The organism is Mesorhizobium sp. M0601 (assembly GCF_040320845.1).
Taxonomy (GTDB): Bacteria; Pseudomonadota; Alphaproteobacteria; order Rhizobiales; family Rhizobiaceae; genus Mesorhizobium.
Genome location: NZ_JAMYQK010000008.1, coordinates 144,469 through 164,223, shown reverse-complemented (window position 1 = coordinate 164,223; position 19,755 = coordinate 144,469). Strand labels below are relative to the sequence as shown.

Genomic DNA, 19,755 nt, shown 5'->3' with positions numbered 1-19,755 from the left:
CTGCGCATCCAGTGCTCACGTACTCACAAGTGCGCTCCGCTCCGGTTCTCGGAAACCACCCTTCTCGACTCGGCCTGACCTGAATCTCAAACATGCCGGTATCATTCCTCGACCGGTTCGGGCGGATGGGCATCGCGGCCCTTGCCGAAGGTATAGCCGGTTTCCACCGCCCTGCGGCCGAACTTGCCGCGCAGCGTGTCGATGGCGCCTTCGGCCATGGCGCGCTTGCGTGACTGGACGTCGACCAGGTCGGGCGGGTCCGCCCGGTCATCGTCGGAGAGATCGCTGACGCCAATGCCGAGCAGCCGGTATTTCGTGCCATCCGCTTCCTTGCGCAGCAGCTCGAGCCCGGTCTGAAAGATGCGGTCGGCCAGCCGGGTCGGATCGCCGAGCTGGCGATTGCGCGTGCGGATCTTGAAATCCTGGGTCTTCAGCTTGAGGACGACGGTGCGTCCGGCAATGCCGGATTTCTTCAGCCGGGCCGAGACTTTTTCCGACAGCGCCCTCAGCACCGAAACCAGTTCGTCGACGGAGGCGATGTCGGTATCGAAAGTGGTTTCCGCCGAGACGCTTTTCGCGTCCTGGTCGGGAACGACGCGACGGTCGTCCTCGCCGCGCGAAAGCCGGTAGAGCCGGTCGCCCATGACGCCGTAGCGGCGCATCAGATCGCTACGTTCCATGCGCTGCAACTGGCCGATGGTGCGGATGCCGTCGCGCTCGAGGGTGGCGGCAAAGGCCTTGCCGACCCCCCAGATCAGCGTCACCGGCTGCTCGGCCAGGAAGCCGATAGCCTCGGCCTCGCCGATCACCGAAAAGCCGCGCGGCTTGCGGAAGTCCGACGCCACCTTGGCCAGGAACTTGCAGTAGGAAAGGCCGGCCGAAACGGTGATGCCGATCTCCTTTTCCACGCCGAGTGCGAAGCGCGCCAGCACCACCGCAGGCGGCAGGCCATGCAGGCGCTCGGTGCCGGCGAGGTCGAGAAAGGCCTCGTCGATCGAGAGCGGCTCGACCAGCGGCGTCAGCGCCTGCATCATGGCGCGCACCTCACGGCCGACGCGGACGTATTTTTCCATGTCCGGCGGCAGGACCACCGCTTCCGGGCAGGCTTCGAGCGCCTTGAACATCGGCATTGCCGAGCGCACGCCGTGGATGCGGGCAATGTAGCATGCGGTGGAGACGACGCCGCGCTTGCCGCCGCCGATGATCAATGGCCGGTCCTTCAACGCCGGGTTGTCGCGCTTTTCGACCGCCGCGTAGAACGCGTCGCAATCGATATGGGCAAGGCGCAGCCGGTAGAGCTCCGGATGGCGGGCGAGCCGTGGACTGCCGCAGCGCTCGCAACGGCGTGCCTCGCTGCGCTGAAAACTCAGGCAGTCGCGGCAAAAACCGTGTTCGGGATTGTTGACAGGGGCCGCCATCGCTGCGAACATAAAGAGAACAAATGCAATGGTACGTCAGGACGGATGCCACGACAAGGCGGTGGGCCGGGAGAGAGCTCATGAATACGACCATAGCGCCGCTAGTGCCCGAGCTTTGGGCGGATTTCGAAGATCTTTTCGGTAGGCAAGGCGCCTGCTACGGCTGCTGGTGCACACATTTCCGGCTGTCGCCCGCAGCGCGCCGCGCGAGCAACCGGGAGCGCAACAAGGACCACATCAAGGCGCGGATCGAGGCCGGGCCGCCGCCGGGCCTGTTGGCCTTCGAGGGTGGCCAGGCGGTCGGCTGGATGCAGATCGGCCCGCGTGCCGACGTGCCCGAATGGAACAACCAGGGCAGGGGGTCGGCGCCGATCGACCCCGCCGACGCCAGCGATCCGGGCGTCTGGGCGATCTCCTGCTTCTTCATCCGCACCAAAGCACGCGGCAAGGGCCTGTCGCACCGCCTGGTCCAAGGCGGCATCGAGTTCGCCCGCGAGAACGGCGCGCGGCTGATCGAGGCCTGCCCGATCGACCTGTCGAAGGATTCGCGCTCGATCGGGCTGTTCGTAGGCTCGTCGCGGGTCTTCGAGAAGGCCGGGTTCCAGCGATTGGTCGAACGTAAGCCAGGCCGACCGCTGGTGCGGCTGGTGCTTTAGCCGGATGCGCTTTTGGCCTACAGTCGGCGTCTTGCGGCTGTAACGCTGTTTCACTAATACAAGCAATGATTTGGCCCGAGACAACGGAGAATCGACGTGAAGCGTGTATTGCCACTTGTTCTCGCCGTCGCGTTTAGCGCGCCCGCTTTCGCCCAGACCGTCGACACCCAAGGCGCGAAGAAGCTTACCGATGATCTGGCACATTATTTCGGCAGGCAGGGTTTCGATATCGGGCTGGTGAAAATCACTGCCGACGGCGATGCGTACAAACTCGCCGTCGATTTCAAGCCGCTCGTCGCTTTGCTGTCGAAACAGGATTCCTTCAAGTTCGACGTCACGCCTTACGACATGCGGGTCAAGCCGCGCCAGGACGGGCAGTGGGACGTGTCGGCGGATACGTCGCTGACCGGATCGTTCGATTTCAAGGGGCCTCAAGGGCCGCAGCACATCGACTTTTCGGTGTCGAACAACAAGTTCACCGGTGTGTATGATCCGGCCCTGGTGGCCTTCGTCAGCGCCACGGGGTCAATGGACGCTATGACGATGAAAACCCGGGAGCCGAAGCAAGAGGCCGATGTCTCTGCCGGTGCCGGCACCGCCACGCTAAATTCGACGAAATCGGCGAACGGCGGCATCGATTTCACTGTCGCGGAAAAGATCTTGAATTTTGCTGAAGTCCTCAAAATCAACGATCCCGAGCGAGGGTTGAATTTCCCGGTCACCCTCAATGCGCCGGAATTTTCGGTGCATGCAAACGGCAAGGGTGTTCGGACAAAGCCGTTGATGGATCTGCTTGCTTTTGCCGTCGCTAATGAAGACGAGGCGAAACTGAAAGTAAATCAGGCGGAACTTAAGTCACGTCTCCTTGCGGCGTTGCCTGTCTGGGAAAGAATCGACGGAACGTACGCCTTCAAGGATTTCGCAATTGAGAGCCCAGTCGGCAAGTGGGGTGCGAAGCAGTTGGATTTGGCCAGCGGCATGGATGGCGTCTCCCAGAACGGCAAGATCAACTATGGGATCAAGGCCTCCGGTCTGACGATCCCCCGGCAATTGCTGCCCGCCTGGACTGGTCCACTGGTGCCGACGGATATCGACCTCAACTTCGGCGGTGCCAATATCGATCTCGACACGATGGCGAAGAAGGCGATCGAAGCCTTTGATCTCAATAAGAATCCGCCGTTGCCGGGGGAATTCGGCAAGGTTTTGGTCGCCGATTTCAAGGCCAAGAAACCCAAAGTAATCCTCGGCCACTCGACCGTGAAGAATGGCGACGTCGAAGTCGCCATGGAAGGCGAGATGACTTTCCCGGGCGGCGAAAAGCCTGATGCGACCGTGACCGTCGCTGTGGCCGGCTACGACAGGATCGTCGATGCCTTGAAGGAAGGCGCCAAGAGCGATGAGCAGATGGCGCAGGCCTTCCCCTTTGCGCTGGCCGTCAAAGGTTTTGGCAAGACGCTGCCGGATGGCCGGCTGGAATGGGTGATCAACACCAAGGCCGATGGCTCCGTTGCGGTCAACGGCGCCATGCTGAAGGGGCCGGATGAAGTCCAGGACGACAGCGCCGGCCAGGATGACAACTCGGGCGATGATGGCGCGAATGGAACGGACAATTCGACCGGGGGCGAGGATTCGGACGGCGGCGACAATGGCGGGGCAGGACCGAAGCTGCAGCCCTGAGCGCTCCCATTAAAGCCCCAGAGCGCTCGCGATCTTCGGCGCGGCGTCGCGCCAGTCTTCGACGACTCTGACGCCGTCCGGCGGCGGCGGCAGGAAAGCGCGCAGCGAATTGTCGGCCATCAGATGGAAGAGATACGCATCGGCGACCGAGTTCTGCACCGACACAAGATTGGACGGCTGATCGTCGACGAAAGCGACCGGGCGGCCCTTGTTGCCGCGCAATTTGGCCACCGCCGGTCCCTTGGCCATTTCGGTGGTCAAAAGCGGGTAGGGCAATCCGAGCGCGTCGAGATGCGCACGGCGCACCACGCGGTGCTTGTGCGGCATGGCGGTTAGCAGAACGATCTCGGCGCTGTCGCTAAGCGCTGCAAGAGCATCCTCGGCACCGTCGGTGATGCTTTGCCAAGCGGCCTGGGCGTCAAAGAATTCCCCCAGAAGTGCCGTAACCTCGGGCTGTTCGATCAAACGGCCGCTCGCCGTTTCGGTGATGTTGCCGGTGAGGCGGAAGGAAGCCAGCGTCAGGCCGAAGCCGCGCGATTTGAGGAAATGCGGAAACGGCCGGATGAATTCGAGCACGACGTCGTCGACGTCGAGCACCATCAGCGGCCGGTCGTCGTCGGCCAGCTCCTCGATCTGCCGCGCCGTCTCGGGATCGTCGCTCATACCGAATGCTCATGATTGTCGTCGCCGAGCGGCAGCGCCCGCAATGCCTTGCCGACTGCGGCGGGCGGCGTTCCGGTCTCCTCGGAAAAACGCATCAGCGTCGGCTCGTGGGCAAGGATGAACTGCAGCACGCCGGCCAGGAATCCAGGCTCGCCCGCCGCCCGGCGGATGGAATGGGCTTCGATGCCGGTGATCGCCAGGAAGCGGGGCAGAAGTTCCGGATCGGCGGCGACGAAGCCCAACGCCTTTACGGCAAGGGTTTCCGCTTCCTCGCGCATTGACGCTGCGTTTGCCATCGCTACCTTCCTTCATGGGCGGAATCGTTCTGTTTTCGCAGTAGTGGCAAGTGTCGCCGGCAGCAAGCTCGCCGATCTGGAATCCGAACGCTTTTAGGGCGGCCGGTTTGCGTTTCGTCAATCATATTGCCGTATAGTGGGAACAGGTTTGGTGCGTGCCGACAAGGGGCGCATGACGGCACCCTTCGAGTGGAAGGTCAGCCGGGACGGGAAATCGATGCCAAAGAAGGTTATGATCGTCGAAGACAACGAGCTCAACATGAAGCTCTTTCGCGACCTCATCGAAGCGAGCGGCTACGAGACGGTGCGCACACGCAACGGCCTGGAAGCGCTGGATCTGGCGCGGCAGCACAGGCCGGACCTCATCCTGATGGACATCCAGCTGCCGGAAGTGTCGGGCCTCGAGGTCACCAAATGGCTGAAGGAGGACGATGATCTCCACGTCATCCCGGTCATCGCCGTCACCGCCTTCGCGATGAAGGGGGACGAGGAGCGCATTCGCCAGGGCGGCTGCGAGGCATATATCTCCAAGCCGATCTCGGTGCCGCGTTTCATCGAAACCATCAAATCCTACCTGGGCGATGCCTGATGTCCCTTTCCAGCCGAGCCGGAGCTTTGTGAAATGACCGCGCGGATCCTCGTCGTCGACGACATCCCAGCCAATGTCAGGCTGCTGGAGGTTCGGCTGCTCGCCGAATATTTCGAGGTCCTGACCGCCACCAACGGGCCGGACGCGATCGAGATCTGCGAGAACGGCAAGGTCGACGTCGTGCTGCTCGACGTGATGATGCCCGACATGGACGGGTTCGAGGTCTGCCGGCGGCTGAAGGGCGACCCGGCGACATCGCACATCCCTGTCGTGATGATCACCGCGCTCGACCAGGTTTCGGACCGGGTGCGCGGCCTCGAGGCCGGCGCCGACGATTTTTTGACCAAGCCGGTCAACGATCTGCAGTTGATGACGCGCGTCAAGAGCCTGGTCAGGCTGAAATCGCTGACCGACGAGCTGCGGCTGCGCGCCTCGACGACACGCAATATCGGCATCGAGGAGCTTTTGAGCCGCAACTTCGCTACCGACGATGCGGTGCCGAAGGTGCTGCTGGTCGACGAGCGCAAATCCTCGTTCGAGCGCATCCAGAAGATGCTGCGCGGCAGTGCCGATCTCGACGTCGCCAACGATCCGCATGCAGGCTTCTTCCAGGCCGCCGAGCAGCCGTATGAATGCGTGATGATCTCGACGGCCTTCGCCGATTTCGACCCGCTGAGGCTCTGCTCGCAATTGCGCTCGCTCGATCGCACCCGTTTCCTGCCGATCATCCTTCTGGCGGACGAGGGCGAGGAGGGGCGTATCATCCGCGGCCTCGAACTCGGCATCAATGATTATCTGATGCGGCCGATCGACCAGCAGGAGCTGACCGCGCGGCTGCGTACGCAGGTGCGCCGCAAGCGCTACAACGACCAGCTTCGCGCCAGCGTCACCCAGACCATCGAGATGGCGGTGACCGATGCCCTGACCGGCCTGCACAACCGGCGCTATCTCGACAGCCATCTGCAGACGCTGTTCGACCGCGCCGTGGCACGGCGCCGGCCGCTGTCGGTGATGATCACCGATCTGGACCGCTTCAAGAGCATCAACGACGCGCATGGCCATGACGGCGGCGACGACGTGCTGCGCGAATTTGCGCGGCGGCTGCGCAAGAATGTGCGCGGCATCGACCTGGCCTGCCGCTTTGGCGGCGAGGAGTTCGTCGTGGTGATGCCGGACACCGACGGCGCGGTGGCCGAAAAGGTCGCCGAGCGCATTCGCGCCGAAATCGCCCAGCTGCCGTTTCCCGTCGGCGCCGAAGGCAAAGCCGTCGAAGTCACCGTCAGCGTCGGCGTGTCGTCGGTGCTGAAGGGGGTAGACACGGTCTCCGCGCTGATGAAACGCGCCGACCTTGCGCTCTACGAAGCCAAGAGCGGCGGCCGCAATCGCGTCGTCGCCAAGGCGGCTTAGCACCGAACACCAATTGCCGGGTCAACGCGACAAGGTTACGAATTTACCTTAATCCAAGCGATTTGCGAGGCTTGGTTAAGAAACGGTTGATTTCCATAAGTTGTTGCGCAAATGTGCAGCCCTTAGACGTAACCGGCACGAGGCTAGATCGCCGGTTCGACCCGAAGAATACCCCATGATGCTCAGGTCCGCCGCATCTCCTGGGTCCGTGGGGTCGGCCGGCCGGCGCTGGCACATAGTGGCCTCCTCGTACCGCTGCCAAACGCCGGCCGGCCCCCAATTTTCAAAACACATCAGGATTCTACGCCAAGACCCGGAAAACGCTTGGTTTTTGTTGCGGCAGCGACAGCGACCTTTGAAATAGCCGGCTGGGCAGGGCGTATGCGCCCGCAGTCGATTGACAGGGCCGGTCTTCTATGCAGAAATTGGTTGGACCATTGAGCCATTTGGTGACCGTTGGCATGACCGAATTCGGCCTTTCCCCCATACAGGCAACTGCTCGCGACGACGCGGTGCTCAAGGCGCTGGCCGGCTTTGTGATGCGGGAAGCTCTCGGGCCCGGCCAGAGACTGCCGACCGAACGCATCCTCGCCGAGCGCCTCAAGGTGAGCCGCAACACCGTGCGCGAGGCGTTGACGCGCTGGGAAGGGCTCGGCCTGGTCGAACGGCGGCAAGGCAGCGGCACCTATCTCAAGGGAGTGGTCTCGCTGGACATGCTGCACATGCCGCTGACGCTGGCCGGCGGCAATGATTTCACCAGCCTGATGCAGACGCTGGAAATCCGCCGCGCGCTGGAGGCGGAAGCCGCCGCCCTGTGCGCCGTCCGCGCGGGCCAGGCAGATCTCGTCGAGATCGGGCGCAAGCTCGACATTATGGAGCAGGCCTTCCACACTCGCGCCGGGATGTCGGCGGAGGAGGACTGGGAATTCCACCAGTCGATCTACCGCAGTTCCGGCAATCCGCTGTTCGAGCAGATCATCGCCGCCATGCACGAACTTTTCCATCGTTTCTGGGAGCATCCGCTCGGCGTGCGTGATTTCGGCCACGCCAGCTTTCCTTACCACCGCACCATCTACGAACGCATCGCCGCGCACGATCCGGAGGGGGCCCGGGCCGAGGCGCTCAAGCTGATCGCCACCGTCGAGGACGATCTGAAGCGCGGCGCGGCCAAACTCGAACTTTCAGGCCAGAAATGAGCGATCATCCCGCCGGTTTCGAAAACGACTATCTCGCCGAGGCAGCGACGCTTCTCGCCCATGACGAGCCTTTCCCCGGCGGCGCGGTGGTCCCGCCGATCTACCAGACTTCGCTCTTCACCTTCGCCAACTATTCCGAGATGGCCGACACATTCGCCGGCAGGCGACGTCAGCCGATCTATTCGCGCGGCGACAACCCGACGGTCATGGAGTTCGAGGCGCGTGTCGCCGCTCTCGAAGGCGCGGAGGCCGCGCGCGGCTTTTCCAGCGGCATGGCGGCGATCAGCGCCACGGTGCTTGCTTTCGTCGGTGCCGGTGAGCGCATGGTTGTCGTGCGCAATTGCTACGGCGATGCCTACCGGCTGTTCGAACGGCTTTTGCCACGGCTCAACATCAAGGTCGACTATGTCGACGGTTCCGATCCGGACGCGGTCGCGGCAGCACTTCCCGGCGCGAAGCTGCTCTACCTGGAAAGCCCGACGTCGATGATGTTCGAGCTCCAGGACATAACCCAGCTGGCGCGGCTGGCCAAAGAGCAGGGCATCATCACCTCGATCGACAATTCCTGGGCGACGCCGGTGTTCCAGAAGCCGATTTCGCACGGTGTCGACCTGGTGCTGCATTCGGCCTCGAAATATCTCGGCGGCCACAGCGACACCGTCGCCGGTGTGGTGGCCGGTTCGGCCGCCCATATCCGACATATCAACGAGCAGACCTATTCCTATCTCGGCGGGAAACTTTCGCCTTTCGAGGCCTGGCTGTTGCTGCGTGGCCTGCGCACATTGCCGCTGCGGTTGCCGCACCATATGAAGAGCGGGCTGACCATCGCCGAACGGCTGAAAGCGCATGACCATGTCGAGCGGGTCAACCACCCGGCCTATTCCAACCATCCAGGCAAGGCGACGCTTGCCGGCTATGCCGGGCTGTTCTCGTTCGAAGTGACGGAAGACGTCGACATCCCGGCTTTCGTCGATGCGCTGAAACTCTTTCGCATCGGCGTCAGCTGGGGCGGCCATGAGAGCTTGGTCGTTCCGGCAAAGGCCTCGCTCGAGCAGACGCCGGGCCTGAATTCGATGGCGCGCTTCGGCGTCAGCCCACGAACCATCCGCTTCAGTGTCGGATTGGAAAGTGTCGAAGACCTGTGGGCGGATGTTGCCCAGGCCTTCGACAGAGCAAAAAGATAAAGGAGCCGTTCAAAATGGGAGTGCTGAACATGAAAAAACTGAGCATCCTTCTTGGTGCCGTCGCGGGTCTGGCGATTTCCGCCGGCAGTGTGCTGGCCGATTCCACGGTCAAGATGGTCGAGGTCATCACCAGTCCGCCGCGTACCGAATTCCTCAAGAAGCAGATCGCCGAATTCGAGGCGGCCAATCCGGGTGTCAAGGTCGAGCTGGTATCGCTGCCCTGGGGCCAGGCGTTCGAGAAGTTCCTCACCATGGTGCAGGCCGGCGACACGCCCGACATCGTCGAGATGCCGGAGCGCTGGATGGGCCTCTATGCGACCAACGGCCAGCTCGAGGATCTCGGGCCATACATGGCCAAATGGGACGATGCCAAAACGCTTGGCGAGCGTGCCAAGCAGTTCGGCTCGACGGTCGATAACAAGCAGTACATGATCCCTTACGGCTATTACCTGAACGCGCTGTTCTGGAACAAGAAGCTGTTCAAGGAGGCCGGTCTGGACGGTCCGCCGGCGACGCTCGATGAATTCGTCGAGGACTCCAAAAAAATCTCGGCGATACCGGGCAAATACGGCTACTGCCTGCGCGGCGGCCCGGGCGCCTTCAACGGCATGCATATGTTCATGAACATCGCCGCCGGCAAGGGCGGGTATTTCAACGAGGACGGCACCTCGACCATCAACGAGGAAGGCTCGGTCAAGGGCCTGCAGATGCTCGCCGACATGTACAAGAACGGCCTGGCGCCGAAAGATGCGGTGAGCTGGGGTTTTAACGAGACCGTCACCGGCTTCTACAGCGGCACCTGCGCCATGCTGAACCAGGATCCCGACGCGCTGCTCGGCATCGCCGACAAGATGAGCGCCGACGATTTCGCCGTGGCGCCGATGCCGGTCGGGCCGAGCGGCAAATCCTATCCGACGCTCGGTTATGCCGGCTGGGCGATGTTCGCCAATTCCCAGCACAAGGACGATGCATGGAAGCTGATGGCGACGCTGTTGTCGCCCAAGGACAATCTGGAATGGGCAAAGGAAGTCGGCGTCATTCCAATCCACAACGGCGCCGACCAGGACGCCCACTTCAGGACCGAGCAGTTCAAAGGCTGGTTCGAGGAACTGAACAACGGCGACAAATACGAGATGGTGACGCCGCCGACTCACCTGGAAAACCTTGGCAATTTCGTAGACCAGGTGGCGATCAAGAATTTTCAGGAAGTGCTGCTTGGCCAGAAAGCGGCCAAGGACGTGGCTGACGAATGGGCCAAGTTCCTGACCAAAGAACAGCAGGACTGGCTGGCCAAGAACAAGAAATAGCTCTTCTTCCTTCTCCCGTTCACGGGGAGAAGGTGTCACGAAGTGACGGATGAGGGCGGCGCCAACCCGTCGTGGCTCGTGTTGCCTCTCATCTGCCTGCCCGTCCTCCGCAGCAGCTGCGCTGCAGCTGCGGAGGGTGGACCGGCATCTCCCCGTAAACGGGGAAGGCGCTGTCGCCAGCCCGTGCTTACCCAGGAGACGATCCAGTACCAATGACCTATGCCGTGTCCGAAATCCGATCCGCCGGCAGGCCGCGAAAGAAGCGGCTATCCCACGCCGTGATCGAGCCTTGGCTCTATCTCAGCCCGGCGATCGCGCTGCTGGTCGTCGTGCTCCTGGTGCCGCTGGTTATCGGTGTCGGCTACTCGTTCCGCAAATTCTCCGCTTTCAAATCCGAATATGTCGGGCTTGGGCAGTATCAGGCGATGCTGTCGGATCCTGTGCTCGGGCAGGCGCTCGTCAACACGCTATGGTGGACGGCAGCCAGCCTGTTCTTCCAATTTTTCCTTGGACTTGGCCTGGCGCTGCTGCTCGATACGCCGTTCCGGGGCAGAAAGATCGTGCAGGCCGTGGTGTTCCTGCCTTGGGCGGTACCGTCCTTCCTCTCGGGCCTGACCTGGGCCTGGCTGTTCAACCCGATCATCGGGCCGCTGCCGCATTGGCTCTACGCCTTGGGGCTGAAAGCCGAGCCAACCAACGTGCTCTCCGATCCCTCGACAGCCATGTGGGGGCCGATCGTCGCCAATGTCTGGTTCGGCATTCCCTTTTTTGCCATCACCCTTTTGGCGGCGTTGAAGTCGATCCCGTCAGAACTGCATGAGGCGGCGGCGATCGACGGCGCCTCGCCGTGGCAGCGCTTCACCAAGGTGACGCTGCCGTTCCTGGCGCCGACCATCGTCATTACCGTCATGCTGCGCACGATATGGATCGCCACATTCGCCGACCTGATCTTCGTCATGACCGAAGGCGGGCCTGCCGGTTCGACCGCCACAGTGCCGGTCTATATCTATGTCAGCGCGTTCAAGTCGCTGGACAAAGGCTATGCCTCCGCAGTGGCGGTCCTGCTGCTTGTGCTGCTCATCGTCTACGCGGTTGCGCTTATCGGCATCCGCCGTTCGCTGGTGAGGCACGTCTGATGATTGCCGGACGCTCCGCTTCCTCGCGCGTCCTCGGCGGTATCGGCCTTTACGGCGCCATCGCCGCCTATATGGCCTTCGCGCTGTTCCCGATCTTCTGGACGTTGAAGATCTCGGTTACGCCGGAGCGGCTGCTCTATTCCGAAGGCATCACTTTCTGGCCGTCGCAAGCGACGCTGCAGAACTTCGTCACCGTGCTCGAAGCCACCGATTTTCCACGCTATTTCCTGAACAGCGTTATCGTTTCGGTGTCGACGGCAGCCTTCGTAACGGTCATTGCCACGCTGGCCGGCTACGCCATGTCGCGATTTTCCTTCCGCGGCAAGGCGACCCTGGCCATCCTGCTTTTGCTCACCCAGACTTTTCCGCTGGTGATGGTCATTCCGCCGATCTACCGCATCATGGGGCAGATCGGCCTCATCAACAGCCTGACCGGCCTCGTCATCATCTACACCGCGTTCAATACGGCCTTTGCGACCTTCCTGATGCAATCTTTCTTCGACGGCATCCCGCGAGACCTGGAAGAGGCAGCGATGATCGACGGCTGCACGCGCCTGCAGGCGATGCGCAAGGTGATCGTGCCGCTGACGCTGCCCGGCATGGGCGCGACGCTCGGCTTCGTCTTTACCGCCGCCTGGAGCGAGTTGCTGTTTGCGCTGATGCTGATTTCCAGCGACGACCAGAAGACCTTCGCGGTCGGCCTGCTCACCTATATCGGCAAATTCGCGGTCGACTGGGGACAGATGATGGCGGCTTCCATCCTGGCGCTGATCCCGGTCTGCGTCTTCTTTGCCTTCCTGCAACGCTACCTCGTCACCGGCCTTACCGCCGGCGCCGTCAAGGGATAGATCGATGGCCTCCGTTACACTCGACAAAGTCCGCAAAGACTATGGAGCGGTGCGCGTTCTGCACGCAGTCGATCTCGAAATCGCCGACGGCGAGTTCGTCGTTCTGGTCGGTCCGTCCGGCTGCGGGAAGTCGACACTGCTGCGTATGATCGCCGGGCTGGAGGAGGTCTCCGACGGCGAAATCCATATTGGTGAGCGCCTGGTCAACGATATTGCGCCAAAGGACCGCGACATTGCCATGGTATTCCAGTCCTACGCGCTCTATCCGCACATGGACGTGTCGAAGAACATGGGCTTCAGCCTGATGCTGAGAAAGGCCGGGAAGCCGGCGATCGATGCAAGGGTGGACAGTGCCGCCAAGCGGCTCGGGCTCGATGCGCTTCTGCAGCGCCTGCCTCGGCAATTGTCCGGCGGCCAGCGTCAGCGCGTCGCCATGGGCCGTGCCATCGTACGCGACCCGAAGGTCTTTCTCTTCGACGAGCCGCTTTCGAACCTCGATGCCAAGCTGCGCGTTCACATGCGTGCCGAGATCAAGGCGCTGCACCAGCAATTGAAGACCACTTCGGTCTATGTCACCCACGACCAGACCGAAGCGATGACAATGGCCGACCGCATTGTCGTCATGCATGACGGCCTCGTCCAGCAGGTCGGTGTGCCGCTCGATCTGTACGACCGGCCGGTCAACATGTTCGTCGCCGGGTTCATCGGCTCGCCCGGCATGAATTTTCTGTCTGCCGTGGTTGAAAAGGGCGCCAAGCCGGATGCCATCCTGGCCGACGGCCAGAAGCTGAGGCTGCCGGACGGCCTGCCGCTCAGGGATGGCGATGCGATCACCGTCGGCTTGCGGCCCGAGCATATCCGGCTCGCCGACAATGGCGCGCTGAAGGGCGAGGTGGGTGTCGTGGAGCCGCTCGGCCTGTCCACCCAGTTCTATGCCAGGCTTGCCGGCCAGCAGGTCTGCGTGTTTGCCATGGGCCGGGCCAGCGTGAAGCCGGGTGAGGCCGTGCGCCTGTCGGCTGATCCGGCATCGCTCCATCTGTTCGATCCGGCAAGCGGCGATCGCATCGGCTAGCCCTGTATCCCCGAAATGAAAAACGCCGCCCGGAAGGCGGCGTTTCGGTACTGCGAGAAAAAACCCGATTACTTGATCTTGGTTTCCTTGAATTCGACGTGCTTCTTGGCGACCGGGTCGTATTTGCGGAACGACAGCTTGTCCGTCTTGGTGCGGCTGTTTTTGCTGGTCACGTAGAAGAAACCGGTGTCGGCGGTCGACAGAAGCTTGATTTTGATGTTTGCGGCTTTGGCCATGATGTTCGTCCGTTGAATGTTCCTGGAGTTTTGGCCGCTGGAGCACGGGAAACACCCGGACGCGGGAAACTTGCCGCGACACATAAAGAACGCGCCCGGAAAGTCAACCCTTGTCCAGGTTCTGTGTCGTAAGCAGATGAGTTGTCCGGATTAGGTAGCACATGAGTTGTCCGGGTTTATGCCAGCCGATGGAGGCTGGGGACGAAGCGGACATTGAGTGCTACCAAAACCCGACAAGTTGATTGGGTGCCGACAGCCGCGGGAGGCTCCTGTGTGCCTCCGGCCGTCCTCTGGGTGGCGTCTCAGTTTGAATGCTGGCTATGAATATCGAGCGATGGACGGCTGATCGATCACCCAAAGCCAGTTCCCGTCACCTTGCCGGCGAGCGATTTCCGCAGTAACGGTGCCGTCGGCAAGGCGCGTGGAAGTGAGCGCCAAATCCCTGTTGATGATAGCCGGACGCTGATCTCCGAGATCAAACTTTCGTCCCGCTGCCACCAACTTGGCGTAAAATCGGCGGATGGCATCTCTGCCGCAGGCCAACTGTCCGTTGCCGGTATCGAGGATGGCACCGGGTTCGTAAAGAGCAGCCATTCCTTCCGCGTCTCCCGCTTGCTCGCGAGAAACCAATAGCCGCGCCAGGTCCTGGGGATCGCTTGCCGGTTTGCGGTTTGCTTCATCATTCATCGGCAGGCTTCCTGACAGCCAGATTCAAACCGAGATACGACCAGGTTCCGGTCACTCCGCCGCGACGGTTTCCGGTTGTAACGCCTTCTTCCAGTCTCCCGTCGTGTTCCACCAGCGGTTCGGGTTGGTGCGGTCGTCGAGACCCTTGGAGCGGCTGGCAAGCAGTGGCTGAATGCGGATCACCGGTTCCTGATAGCTGTGAACCTGATAAATCGCCTCGACGACGCGTGCGGCGAGCTTCTGGTCATCAGGCAGTTCGAACGACACCTCGACAGTCCCCGACCGCCTGCGCAATTCCGTCTCGGCGCCGGCGGCGGCACCTTCAAGCGGCCGGTAACGTTCGATGCCGTCCGCCGACTGAAAGGCATTGCTGTCATATTTGCCCATTTCGAGCGGCGCGATCGCGACCACCGCCTCCATGATGCGGTCGACATCGGCTGCCGGTGCCTGAAAGGTCACCAGCAGCAGCAATTCCATCCGCAGCGATTTCGTTTCAAAGCCACTATCGATCATCCGAGGTCTCCCTGCTTATGCACTTTGGGGGAGCATATACTCGAGCCCTCCTGACATGGTTGTGTCAGGAGTTGGTCAGCAGTGGGAGCGATGTCGGCAGCTGGGCCGACTCAGAGGATTTTGCGGAGCAGCCTGGTGCCGACCAGCACGATATAGCAGGCGAAGAACAGGCCGAGCGCCCAACCGAAGCCCGACGGACCGAAAGCGTCCATGCCGATGCCGATCGCCTGCGGGCCAAGCACCATGCCGACGCCGTAGCAGAGCACGAAGGCGGCGTTGGCGGAGGCCAATTCGTGGCCGGAAAGCTGCGAGCCGAGATGCGCCAGGCCGATTGTGTACATGGCAGCGACCACACCGCCCCAGACGAACAGAAGCGCTGCCATCAAATGCCAGTTCTGCGCGAAGTACGGCATGAAGACCGTGCCGGCAAGCCCGACGGTGGCACAGGCCATCAGCAGATAGCGACGGTCGCTTACGCGGTCGCTGATCATGCCGATCGGGATCTGCAACAGCACGTTGCCAAGCCCGATCATGGTGAGCAAAAGGGCGGCGTCCGCCTCTGAGTAGCCGATGCGGCTACCGTAGACCGGGAACAGTGCAAAGCCGCCGGTCTCGACCGCGCCGAACACCAGCACGGCCGCGGTCGCCGTCGGCACCAGCCAGATGTAACGCAGGAAATTGCTGGTTTCGCCGTCCGAGACGATCGTCGGGCTCTCGTTGCGTGCCGCCAGGACCGGTATGGCAGCGAGCGTAACCAAGGCGATGGTAACGCCGAAGGGCAGGAAGCCACTGCTGCCGAGATGGGCGAACAGCCAAGGCCCGGCGGCAAAGCCGAGAGACAGCACGGTGGCATAGATGCCGAGGACCAGTCCGCGCCGGTGTGGCGGCGCCGAGGTGCTGATCCAGAATTCCGACAGGATGAACAGCACCGTCAGCGCGATATGCAGCAGCACGCGCAGCGGAAACCACATCCAGAAAGCTGGCGCGAAATGGAAACCGACAAAGGCCAGCGCCCCGGCGGCGATCATGGCAAGCATCGTCCAGGCGACCCCGAACCGCATGGCAAGCGGGGTGGCGAGCGGCGCGCCGGCGATAGAGGCGAGGCCGGCGACCGCGGTGTTGAGACCGATCATCGACGCGGAATGGCCACGCGTTTCCAGGATCACGCTGAGCAGCGGCATGCCAAGGCCGATGGCAATGCCGACGACGCTGATCGACGAGATCGCCGCGACCATCGGCAGCCAGTGTACGCGTTCCTTGCCCTGCGGCTGGGTATCGACTGTCATGGAATGCCTGGCTGCTCTAGAGAATTTCGCGGACGAAGCGATTGCGGACAAGCCGGTAGAACGGCACGGGACTGCCGGGGCTCAGCAACGGATCCCAGGCGAGCCGCATTTCCAGTTCCTCCAGGACCGTGCGCGTGATGTCTGGAATATCGGCTTGCCTGGCCTTGGCCAGCGGCAGCCAAACGACGTCCTCCAACTCGTTGGTCGGACCGCCACCCGGCAGTTCAACGGCGACATCGTCGCGCCATGCGGCGAGAAAGCGCGTATCGAAGCGGCGCACCCGGTTGGGCGGGGTGATGGCGCGTGCGACGAAGCGCAGCGCTTGCAGTGATGGGATGACCCCGTGTTCGACAAAGCCCTGCCAGTCGCGCCTGGCGGTTGCGAACACGCCTTTTTGACCGATCAGCAGGCCGGCCTCCTCATAGGTTTCGCGGATTGCCGACAAGGCAATGGCGCGGGCGCGAGCCGGGCTGGTGCGACCGATGCCAGCGGTCAATCTCGCTTCTTCCTCGGGATGAAGTGCGGTGGCTGTCGAGATGCGGCTGTCGGCCGGATCGGTGCGGCCGCCGGGAAACACGAATTTTCCCGGCATGAAGGCATGACCGGCGTGGCGGCGGCCCATCAGCACCAGGAATTCGTCGCCTTTGCGGTCAAGCAGGATCAGCGTCGCGGCGTCGCGCGGGCGTATAGGCTTGGCCTCGAGCGCGATCCGCTCAACCTTGTCGACTTCCGCCTTGGTCATAACGTCCATGCGGTCGACCTAGCGGAATCTTCTCCGATGCGAAAGTGGCGTCCAGCCATGCCGATTGCGCCAGCCTCGATTTCAAGCCTCGGGATGCGACTCGATCAGATCTTCTTCACCGCCAAAGCCGTGCATATAAAACGCCCATTGCAGGCCGATGACAGCGCCCTTGACCGGCTGCAGCAGGACGACGGCCAGAATGATGGTCAATGGCACCCAGATGGCGATGTGCTGCCAGGTAGACAGCGTCGAGGTCGCCTCGACACCCATGAAGGCCCCGAGCACGATGTGGCCGACAATGACGACCACGAGATAGGCCGGCAGGTCGTCGGCGCGATGGTGGTGGAGCTCCTCGCCGCAATGATCGCATTTGTCAACGGTCTTGACGAAGGCGCGAAACAGCTTGCCCTCGCCGCAATGCGGGCAGCGGCCGAGCATGCCGCGCTTCATTGCCGTCCATAGCGGCCGGGCGGTCCGGCCCGAGTGATGTTCGCCACCGAAAATCCGTTCTTCCACCTGCAGTTCTGTTGGCATTACCGTCTCCTGCCGCGCGAGCCTGGACGCGATTGCGACGCCCGGGCGCGGCCTTTGGCCTTGTGGAACGACCGTTTGGAGCCGGGCAGCGGCTTGGGCTCGGTCAGCATCTCGAAACGCATCGCGCCGGCCATCGGCGCCACCTCGATCAGGCGAACCTCGACGCGATCAGCAAGCTGATAGCCCTTGCCGGTGCGTTCTCCGAAAAGCGATCGAGCAGTTTCGTCGTATATATAGTAGTCGCCGCCCAGGGTTGAAACCGGAATGAAGCCATCCGCGCCGTACTGCGGCAATTGGACAAACAGGCCCGATTTGGTGACGCCCGAGATGCGGGCGTCGAAACGGTCGTCGATGCGCTCGGCGAGATAGGCGGCGATCAGCCGGTCGACCGTGTCGCGCTCGGCGGCCATCGCGCGCCGCTCGGTCGCCGAAATCAGCGCCGAGACCTCTTCCAGCCGCTCCGCCTCGTCCTGCGTCAGGCCCCCCGGACCAAGGCCGAGTGCGGCAATCAGCCCACGATGCACGATCAGGTCGGCATAGCGACGGATCGGCGAGGTGAAATGCGCGTAGCGCTTCAGGTTGAGGCCGAAATGGCCGATATTGGCGGGCGAATATTCGGCCTGGCTCTGCGAGCGCAGCACCACTTCGTTGACCAGCCCCTCATTATCGGCGCCGCGCACGCGAGCGAGGATGCCGTTGAACTGGTTCGGCAGCATTTGCGCGCCGCGCGCCAGCGACAGGCCGAGCGTCTGCAGGAATTCACGCAGCGATTCCTGCTTGGCGAGCGAGGGCGCATCGTGGATGCGGTAGACCAGCGCCTGGCGCTTCGCCTCGAGTGTCTCGGCGGCGGCGACATTGGCCTGGATCATGAACTCTTCGATCAGTTTGTGCGCGTCGAGCCGCTCCGGCACGACGACCTTGTCGACGGTGCCGTCCTGCTTGAGCAGGATCTTGCGCTCGGGCAGATCGAGTTCGAGCGGCTGGCGGGTGTCGCGGCCGCGCTTCAGGATCGCGTAGGCGTCCCATAGCGGCTTCAGCACCGTATCGAGGATCGGGCCAGTCGTGTCGTCCGGTGCGCCGTCGATCGCCGCTTGCGCCTGCTGATAGGCGAGTTTCGCCGCCGACTTCATCATGACGCGATGGAAGGAATGTCTGAGTTTGTGGCCATCGGCCGAGAAAGTCATACGCACCGCTATCGCCGGACGATCCTGGCCCTCGCGCAGTGAACAGAGGTCGTTCGAGATGCGCTCCGGCAGCATCGGTACGACTCGGTCGGGAAAATAGACCGAATTGCCGCGCTTCAGCGCTTCGCGATCGAGCGCCGTGCCATAGCGCACGTATGCAGCGACATCGGCAATGGCGACGGTGACAATCACGCCGCCGGCGTTCTTCTCGTCGGTGTCGGGCATGGCAAACACCGCGTCGTCATGATCCTTGGCGTCGGCCGGATCGATGGTGAGCAGCGGCAGCTCGCGCCAATCCTCGCGGCCGGCAAGCGTCGCCGGCTTGACTGCCTCCGCCTGGGCGATTACGTCGGCGGGGAAAATATGCGGAATGTCGTGTGCGTGGATGGCGATCATCGAGACCGCCTTTTCGCTGGTCAGCGACCCCAACACCGCCAGAACCTTGGCTCGCGGCAGCCCGTAGCGCGAGGCCCGTGCCGGCTCGACCTCGACCAGGTCGCCATTCTTGGCGCCGTTCTGGAATTCCTTGTCGACGACCAGCTCCGGCTGACGCCTTTCCACCGGTTCGATGCGGAACGTGCCGTCCTTCAGCACACGGAAAACGCCGAGAACCGCATCGGTGCGCTTCTCGAATATCTTCATCACCCGGCCCGTATAGGCCGGGCCTGCCGGATCGTCGGTCGGAAAGGTCTTGGCCAGCACGCGGTCGCCGATGCCCGGCGTCGGGCCATTGCCGCCGCGCGACACGCGGATCGCTATGACCGGAGGTTCGCCATTGCCAATCGCTTCGGTCGGGTGCGCCAGCAGCACACCGTCGGCGTCACGGCCGAAGATGTCGAGCACCGCGACGTGGGGCAGGGCGCCGACACGGGCAAGCCGCTTGCGCTCCTTGGTCAGCAGGCCTTCATCCTGCAGGTCGCGCAAGACGTCCTTCAGCCAGATACGGTCTTCGCCGCGCAGCGCAAACGCCTTGGCGATGTCGCGTTTTCCGGCGCGGTCCGGATTTTCGGCGATGTAACGCAGTATCTCGTCGCGTGAAGGCCGGTAATTGTCCCTGACCTTGGCACGGGTATCGGCGGTGCGCAGATCGCCGTGGCTTCTTCCGGAGACTTTGCGCGCCAACC

The 19,755-nt window shown here is 62.6% G+C and carries 20 protein-coding genes; 10 read left to right on the top strand and 10 right to left on the bottom strand.

What is annotated here, in order from left to right:
• Positions 1-101 precede the first annotated feature (101 nt).
• Positions 102-1,430 (bottom strand): DNA polymerase IV, encoded by a 1,329-nt coding sequence (locus NKI41_RS11120; RefSeq protein ID WP_352682952.1) that lies wholly within the window; start codon positions 1,428-1,430, stop codon positions 102-104.
• Positions 1,431-1,498: 68 nt separating this feature from the next.
• Between NKI41_RS11120 and NKI41_RS11115 the strand changes: the two genes are divergently transcribed.
• Both NKI41_RS11115 and NKI41_RS11110 read left to right on the top strand, forming a co-directional pair.
• Entirely contained in the window at positions 1,499-2,074 is a 576-nt protein-coding gene (locus tag NKI41_RS11115; protein ID WP_352471783.1) for a GNAT family N-acetyltransferase, read from the top strand.
• Between the two features lie 96 nt (positions 2,075-2,170).
• Positions 2,171-3,751, top strand: coding sequence for a hypothetical protein (locus NKI41_RS11110; protein WP_352682950.1), 1,581 nt, complete (start codon positions 2,171-2,173; stop codon positions 3,749-3,751).
• Positions 3,752-3,760: 9 nt separating this feature from the next.
• Here the strand turns inward: NKI41_RS11110 and NKI41_RS11105 are convergent, their stop codons facing one another.
• On the bottom strand, positions 3,761-4,414 hold the full coding sequence (locus tag NKI41_RS11105) for a hypothetical protein (protein WP_352682947.1): 654 nt from the start codon (positions 4,412-4,414) through the stop codon (positions 3,761-3,763).
• Positions 4,411-4,710 carry a DUF3572 domain-containing protein gene (locus tag NKI41_RS11100; RefSeq protein WP_352471779.1) on the bottom strand — a complete coding sequence of 100 codons (300 nt, stop codon included), beginning with the start codon at positions 4,708-4,710 and terminating at the stop codon, positions 4,411-4,413. Before NKI41_RS11100 ends, NKI41_RS11105 begins: the two co-directional genes overlap by 4 nt.
• Positions 4,711-4,927: 217 nt before the next feature.
• Between NKI41_RS11100 and NKI41_RS11095 the strand changes: the two genes are divergently transcribed.
• The 8 genes from NKI41_RS11095 to NKI41_RS11060 all read left to right on the top strand — a co-directional run bounded on the left by NKI41_RS11095 (position 4,928) and on the right by NKI41_RS11060 (position 13,449).
• Entirely contained in the window at positions 4,928-5,299 is a 372-nt protein-coding gene (locus tag NKI41_RS11095; protein ID WP_006334976.1) for a response regulator, read from the top strand.
• A 33-nt stretch (positions 5,300-5,332) separates the two neighbouring features.
• A complete protein-coding gene (locus tag NKI41_RS11090; protein ID WP_352540644.1) occupies positions 5,333-6,706 on the top strand; it encodes a PleD family two-component system response regulator in 1,374 nt (457 codons plus the stop codon).
• A gap of 461 nt (positions 6,707-7,167) precedes the next feature.
• A complete protein-coding gene (locus NKI41_RS11085; protein WP_023679986.1) occupies positions 7,168-7,902 on the top strand; it encodes a FadR/GntR family transcriptional regulator in 735 nt (244 codons plus the stop codon).
• Positions 7,899-9,086: a PLP-dependent transferase gene (locus NKI41_RS11080; RefSeq protein WP_352682945.1), complete on the top strand. Its 1,188-nt coding sequence runs from the start codon at positions 7,899-7,901 to the stop codon at positions 9,084-9,086. Before NKI41_RS11085 ends, NKI41_RS11080 begins: the two co-directional genes overlap by 4 nt.
• A gap of 29 nt (positions 9,087-9,115) precedes the next feature.
• Positions 9,116-10,393 carry an ABC transporter substrate-binding protein gene (locus NKI41_RS11075; protein ID WP_031212851.1) on the top strand — a complete coding sequence of 426 codons (1,278 nt, stop codon included), beginning with the start codon at positions 9,116-9,118 and terminating at the stop codon, positions 10,391-10,393.
• 212 nt (positions 10,394-10,605) lie between these two features.
• Positions 10,606-11,529 (top strand): carbohydrate ABC transporter permease, encoded by a 924-nt coding sequence (locus tag NKI41_RS11070; protein ID WP_352613811.1) that lies wholly within the window; start codon positions 10,606-10,608, stop codon positions 11,527-11,529.
• Positions 11,529-12,377: a carbohydrate ABC transporter permease gene (locus NKI41_RS11065; RefSeq protein ID WP_352502457.1), complete on the top strand. Its 849-nt coding sequence runs from the start codon at positions 11,529-11,531 to the stop codon at positions 12,375-12,377. Before NKI41_RS11070 ends, NKI41_RS11065 begins: the two co-directional genes overlap by 1 nt.
• A gap of 4 nt (positions 12,378-12,381) precedes the next feature.
• On the top strand, positions 12,382-13,449 hold the full coding sequence (locus NKI41_RS11060) for an ABC transporter ATP-binding protein (protein WP_352682943.1): 1,068 nt from the start codon (positions 12,382-12,384) through the stop codon (positions 13,447-13,449).
• Between the two features lie 68 nt (positions 13,450-13,517).
• Here the strand turns inward: NKI41_RS11060 and rpmG are convergent, their stop codons facing one another.
• The 7 genes from rpmG to rnr all read right to left on the bottom strand — a co-directional run bounded on the left by rpmG (position 13,518) and on the right by rnr (position 19,753).
• Positions 13,518-13,685, bottom strand: a complete 168-nt coding sequence (gene rpmG / locus NKI41_RS11055) for a 50S ribosomal protein L33 (RefSeq protein WP_006201775.1) — start codon at positions 13,683-13,685, stop codon at positions 13,518-13,520.
• Between the two features lie 318 nt (positions 13,686-14,003).
• On the bottom strand, positions 14,004-14,372 hold the full coding sequence (locus tag NKI41_RS11050; RefSeq protein ID WP_352471772.1) for a YybH family protein: 369 nt from the start codon (positions 14,370-14,372) through the stop codon (positions 14,004-14,006).
• Between the two features lie 51 nt (positions 14,373-14,423).
• Positions 14,424-14,885, bottom strand: a complete 462-nt coding sequence (locus tag NKI41_RS11045; protein WP_352471771.1) for a YqfO family protein — start codon at positions 14,883-14,885, stop codon at positions 14,424-14,426.
• Positions 14,886-14,995: 110 nt separating this feature from the next.
• Positions 14,996-16,171 (bottom strand): MFS transporter, encoded by a 1,176-nt coding sequence (locus NKI41_RS11040; protein WP_352502459.1) that lies wholly within the window; start codon positions 16,169-16,171, stop codon positions 14,996-14,998.
• A gap of 16 nt (positions 16,172-16,187) precedes the next feature.
• Entirely contained in the window at positions 16,188-16,922 is a 735-nt protein-coding gene (locus tag NKI41_RS11035; protein ID WP_352682941.1) for an NUDIX hydrolase, read from the bottom strand.
• Between the two features lie 72 nt (positions 16,923-16,994).
• A complete protein-coding gene (locus NKI41_RS11030) occupies positions 16,995-17,447 on the bottom strand; it encodes a DUF983 domain-containing protein (RefSeq protein ID WP_023679976.1) in 453 nt (150 codons plus the stop codon).
• On the bottom strand, positions 17,447-19,753 hold the full coding sequence (gene rnr / locus NKI41_RS11025) for a ribonuclease R (RefSeq protein WP_502898793.1): 2,307 nt from the start codon (positions 19,751-19,753) through the stop codon (positions 17,447-17,449). The genes NKI41_RS11030 and rnr overlap by 1 nt, the downstream gene beginning before the upstream one ends.
• Positions 19,754-19,755: the final 2 nt, after the last annotated feature.

Excerpts from the sequence above, each read along its gene's own strand:
- NKI41_RS11120 (WP_352682952.1), bottom strand. The coding sequence starts at position 1,430 with ATGTTCGCAGCGATGGCGGCCCCTGTCAACAATCCCGAACACGGTTTT.
- NKI41_RS11115 (WP_352471783.1), top strand. The coding sequence starts at position 1,499 with ATGAATACGACCATAGCGCCGCTAGTGCCCGAGCTTTGGGCGGATTTC.
- NKI41_RS11105 (WP_352682947.1), bottom strand. The coding sequence starts at position 4,414 with ATGAGCGACGATCCCGAGACGGCGCGGCAGATCGAGGAGCTGGCCGAC.
- NKI41_RS11100 (WP_352471779.1), bottom strand. The coding sequence starts at position 4,710 with ATGGCAAACGCAGCGTCAATGCGCGAGGAAGCGGAAACCCTTGCCGTA.
- NKI41_RS11095 (WP_006334976.1), top strand. The coding sequence starts at position 4,928 with ATGCCAAAGAAGGTTATGATCGTCGAAGACAACGAGCTCAACATGAAG.
- NKI41_RS11090 (WP_352540644.1), top strand. The coding sequence starts at position 5,333 with ATGACCGCGCGGATCCTCGTCGTCGACGACATCCCAGCCAATGTCAGG.
- NKI41_RS11085 (WP_023679986.1), top strand. The coding sequence starts at position 7,168 with ATGACCGAATTCGGCCTTTCCCCCATACAGGCAACTGCTCGCGACGAC.
- NKI41_RS11080 (WP_352682945.1), top strand. The coding sequence starts at position 7,899 with ATGAGCGATCATCCCGCCGGTTTCGAAAACGACTATCTCGCCGAGGCA.
- NKI41_RS11075 (WP_031212851.1), top strand. The coding sequence starts at position 9,116 with ATGAAAAAACTGAGCATCCTTCTTGGTGCCGTCGCGGGTCTGGCGATT.
- NKI41_RS11070 (WP_352613811.1), top strand. The coding sequence starts at position 10,606 with ATGACCTATGCCGTGTCCGAAATCCGATCCGCCGGCAGGCCGCGAAAG.
- NKI41_RS11065 (WP_352502457.1), top strand. The coding sequence starts at position 11,529 with ATGATTGCCGGACGCTCCGCTTCCTCGCGCGTCCTCGGCGGTATCGGC.
- NKI41_RS11060 (WP_352682943.1), top strand. The coding sequence starts at position 12,382 with ATGGCCTCCGTTACACTCGACAAAGTCCGCAAAGACTATGGAGCGGTG.
- rpmG (WP_006201775.1), bottom strand. The coding sequence starts at position 13,685 with ATGGCCAAAGCCGCAAACATCAAAATCAAGCTTCTGTCGACCGCCGAC.
- NKI41_RS11050 (WP_352471772.1), bottom strand. The coding sequence starts at position 14,372 with ATGAATGATGAAGCAAACCGCAAACCGGCAAGCGATCCCCAGGACCTG.
- NKI41_RS11045 (WP_352471771.1), bottom strand. The coding sequence starts at position 14,885 with ATGATCGATAGTGGCTTTGAAACGAAATCGCTGCGGATGGAATTGCTG.
- NKI41_RS11040 (WP_352502459.1), bottom strand. The coding sequence starts at position 16,171 with ATGACAGTCGATACCCAGCCGCAGGGCAAGGAACGCGTACACTGGCTG.
- NKI41_RS11035 (WP_352682941.1), bottom strand. The coding sequence starts at position 16,922 with ATGGACGTTATGACCAAGGCGGAAGTCGACAAGGTTGAGCGGATCGCG.
- NKI41_RS11030 (WP_023679976.1), bottom strand. The coding sequence starts at position 17,447 with ATGCCAACAGAACTGCAGGTGGAAGAACGGATTTTCGGTGGCGAACAT.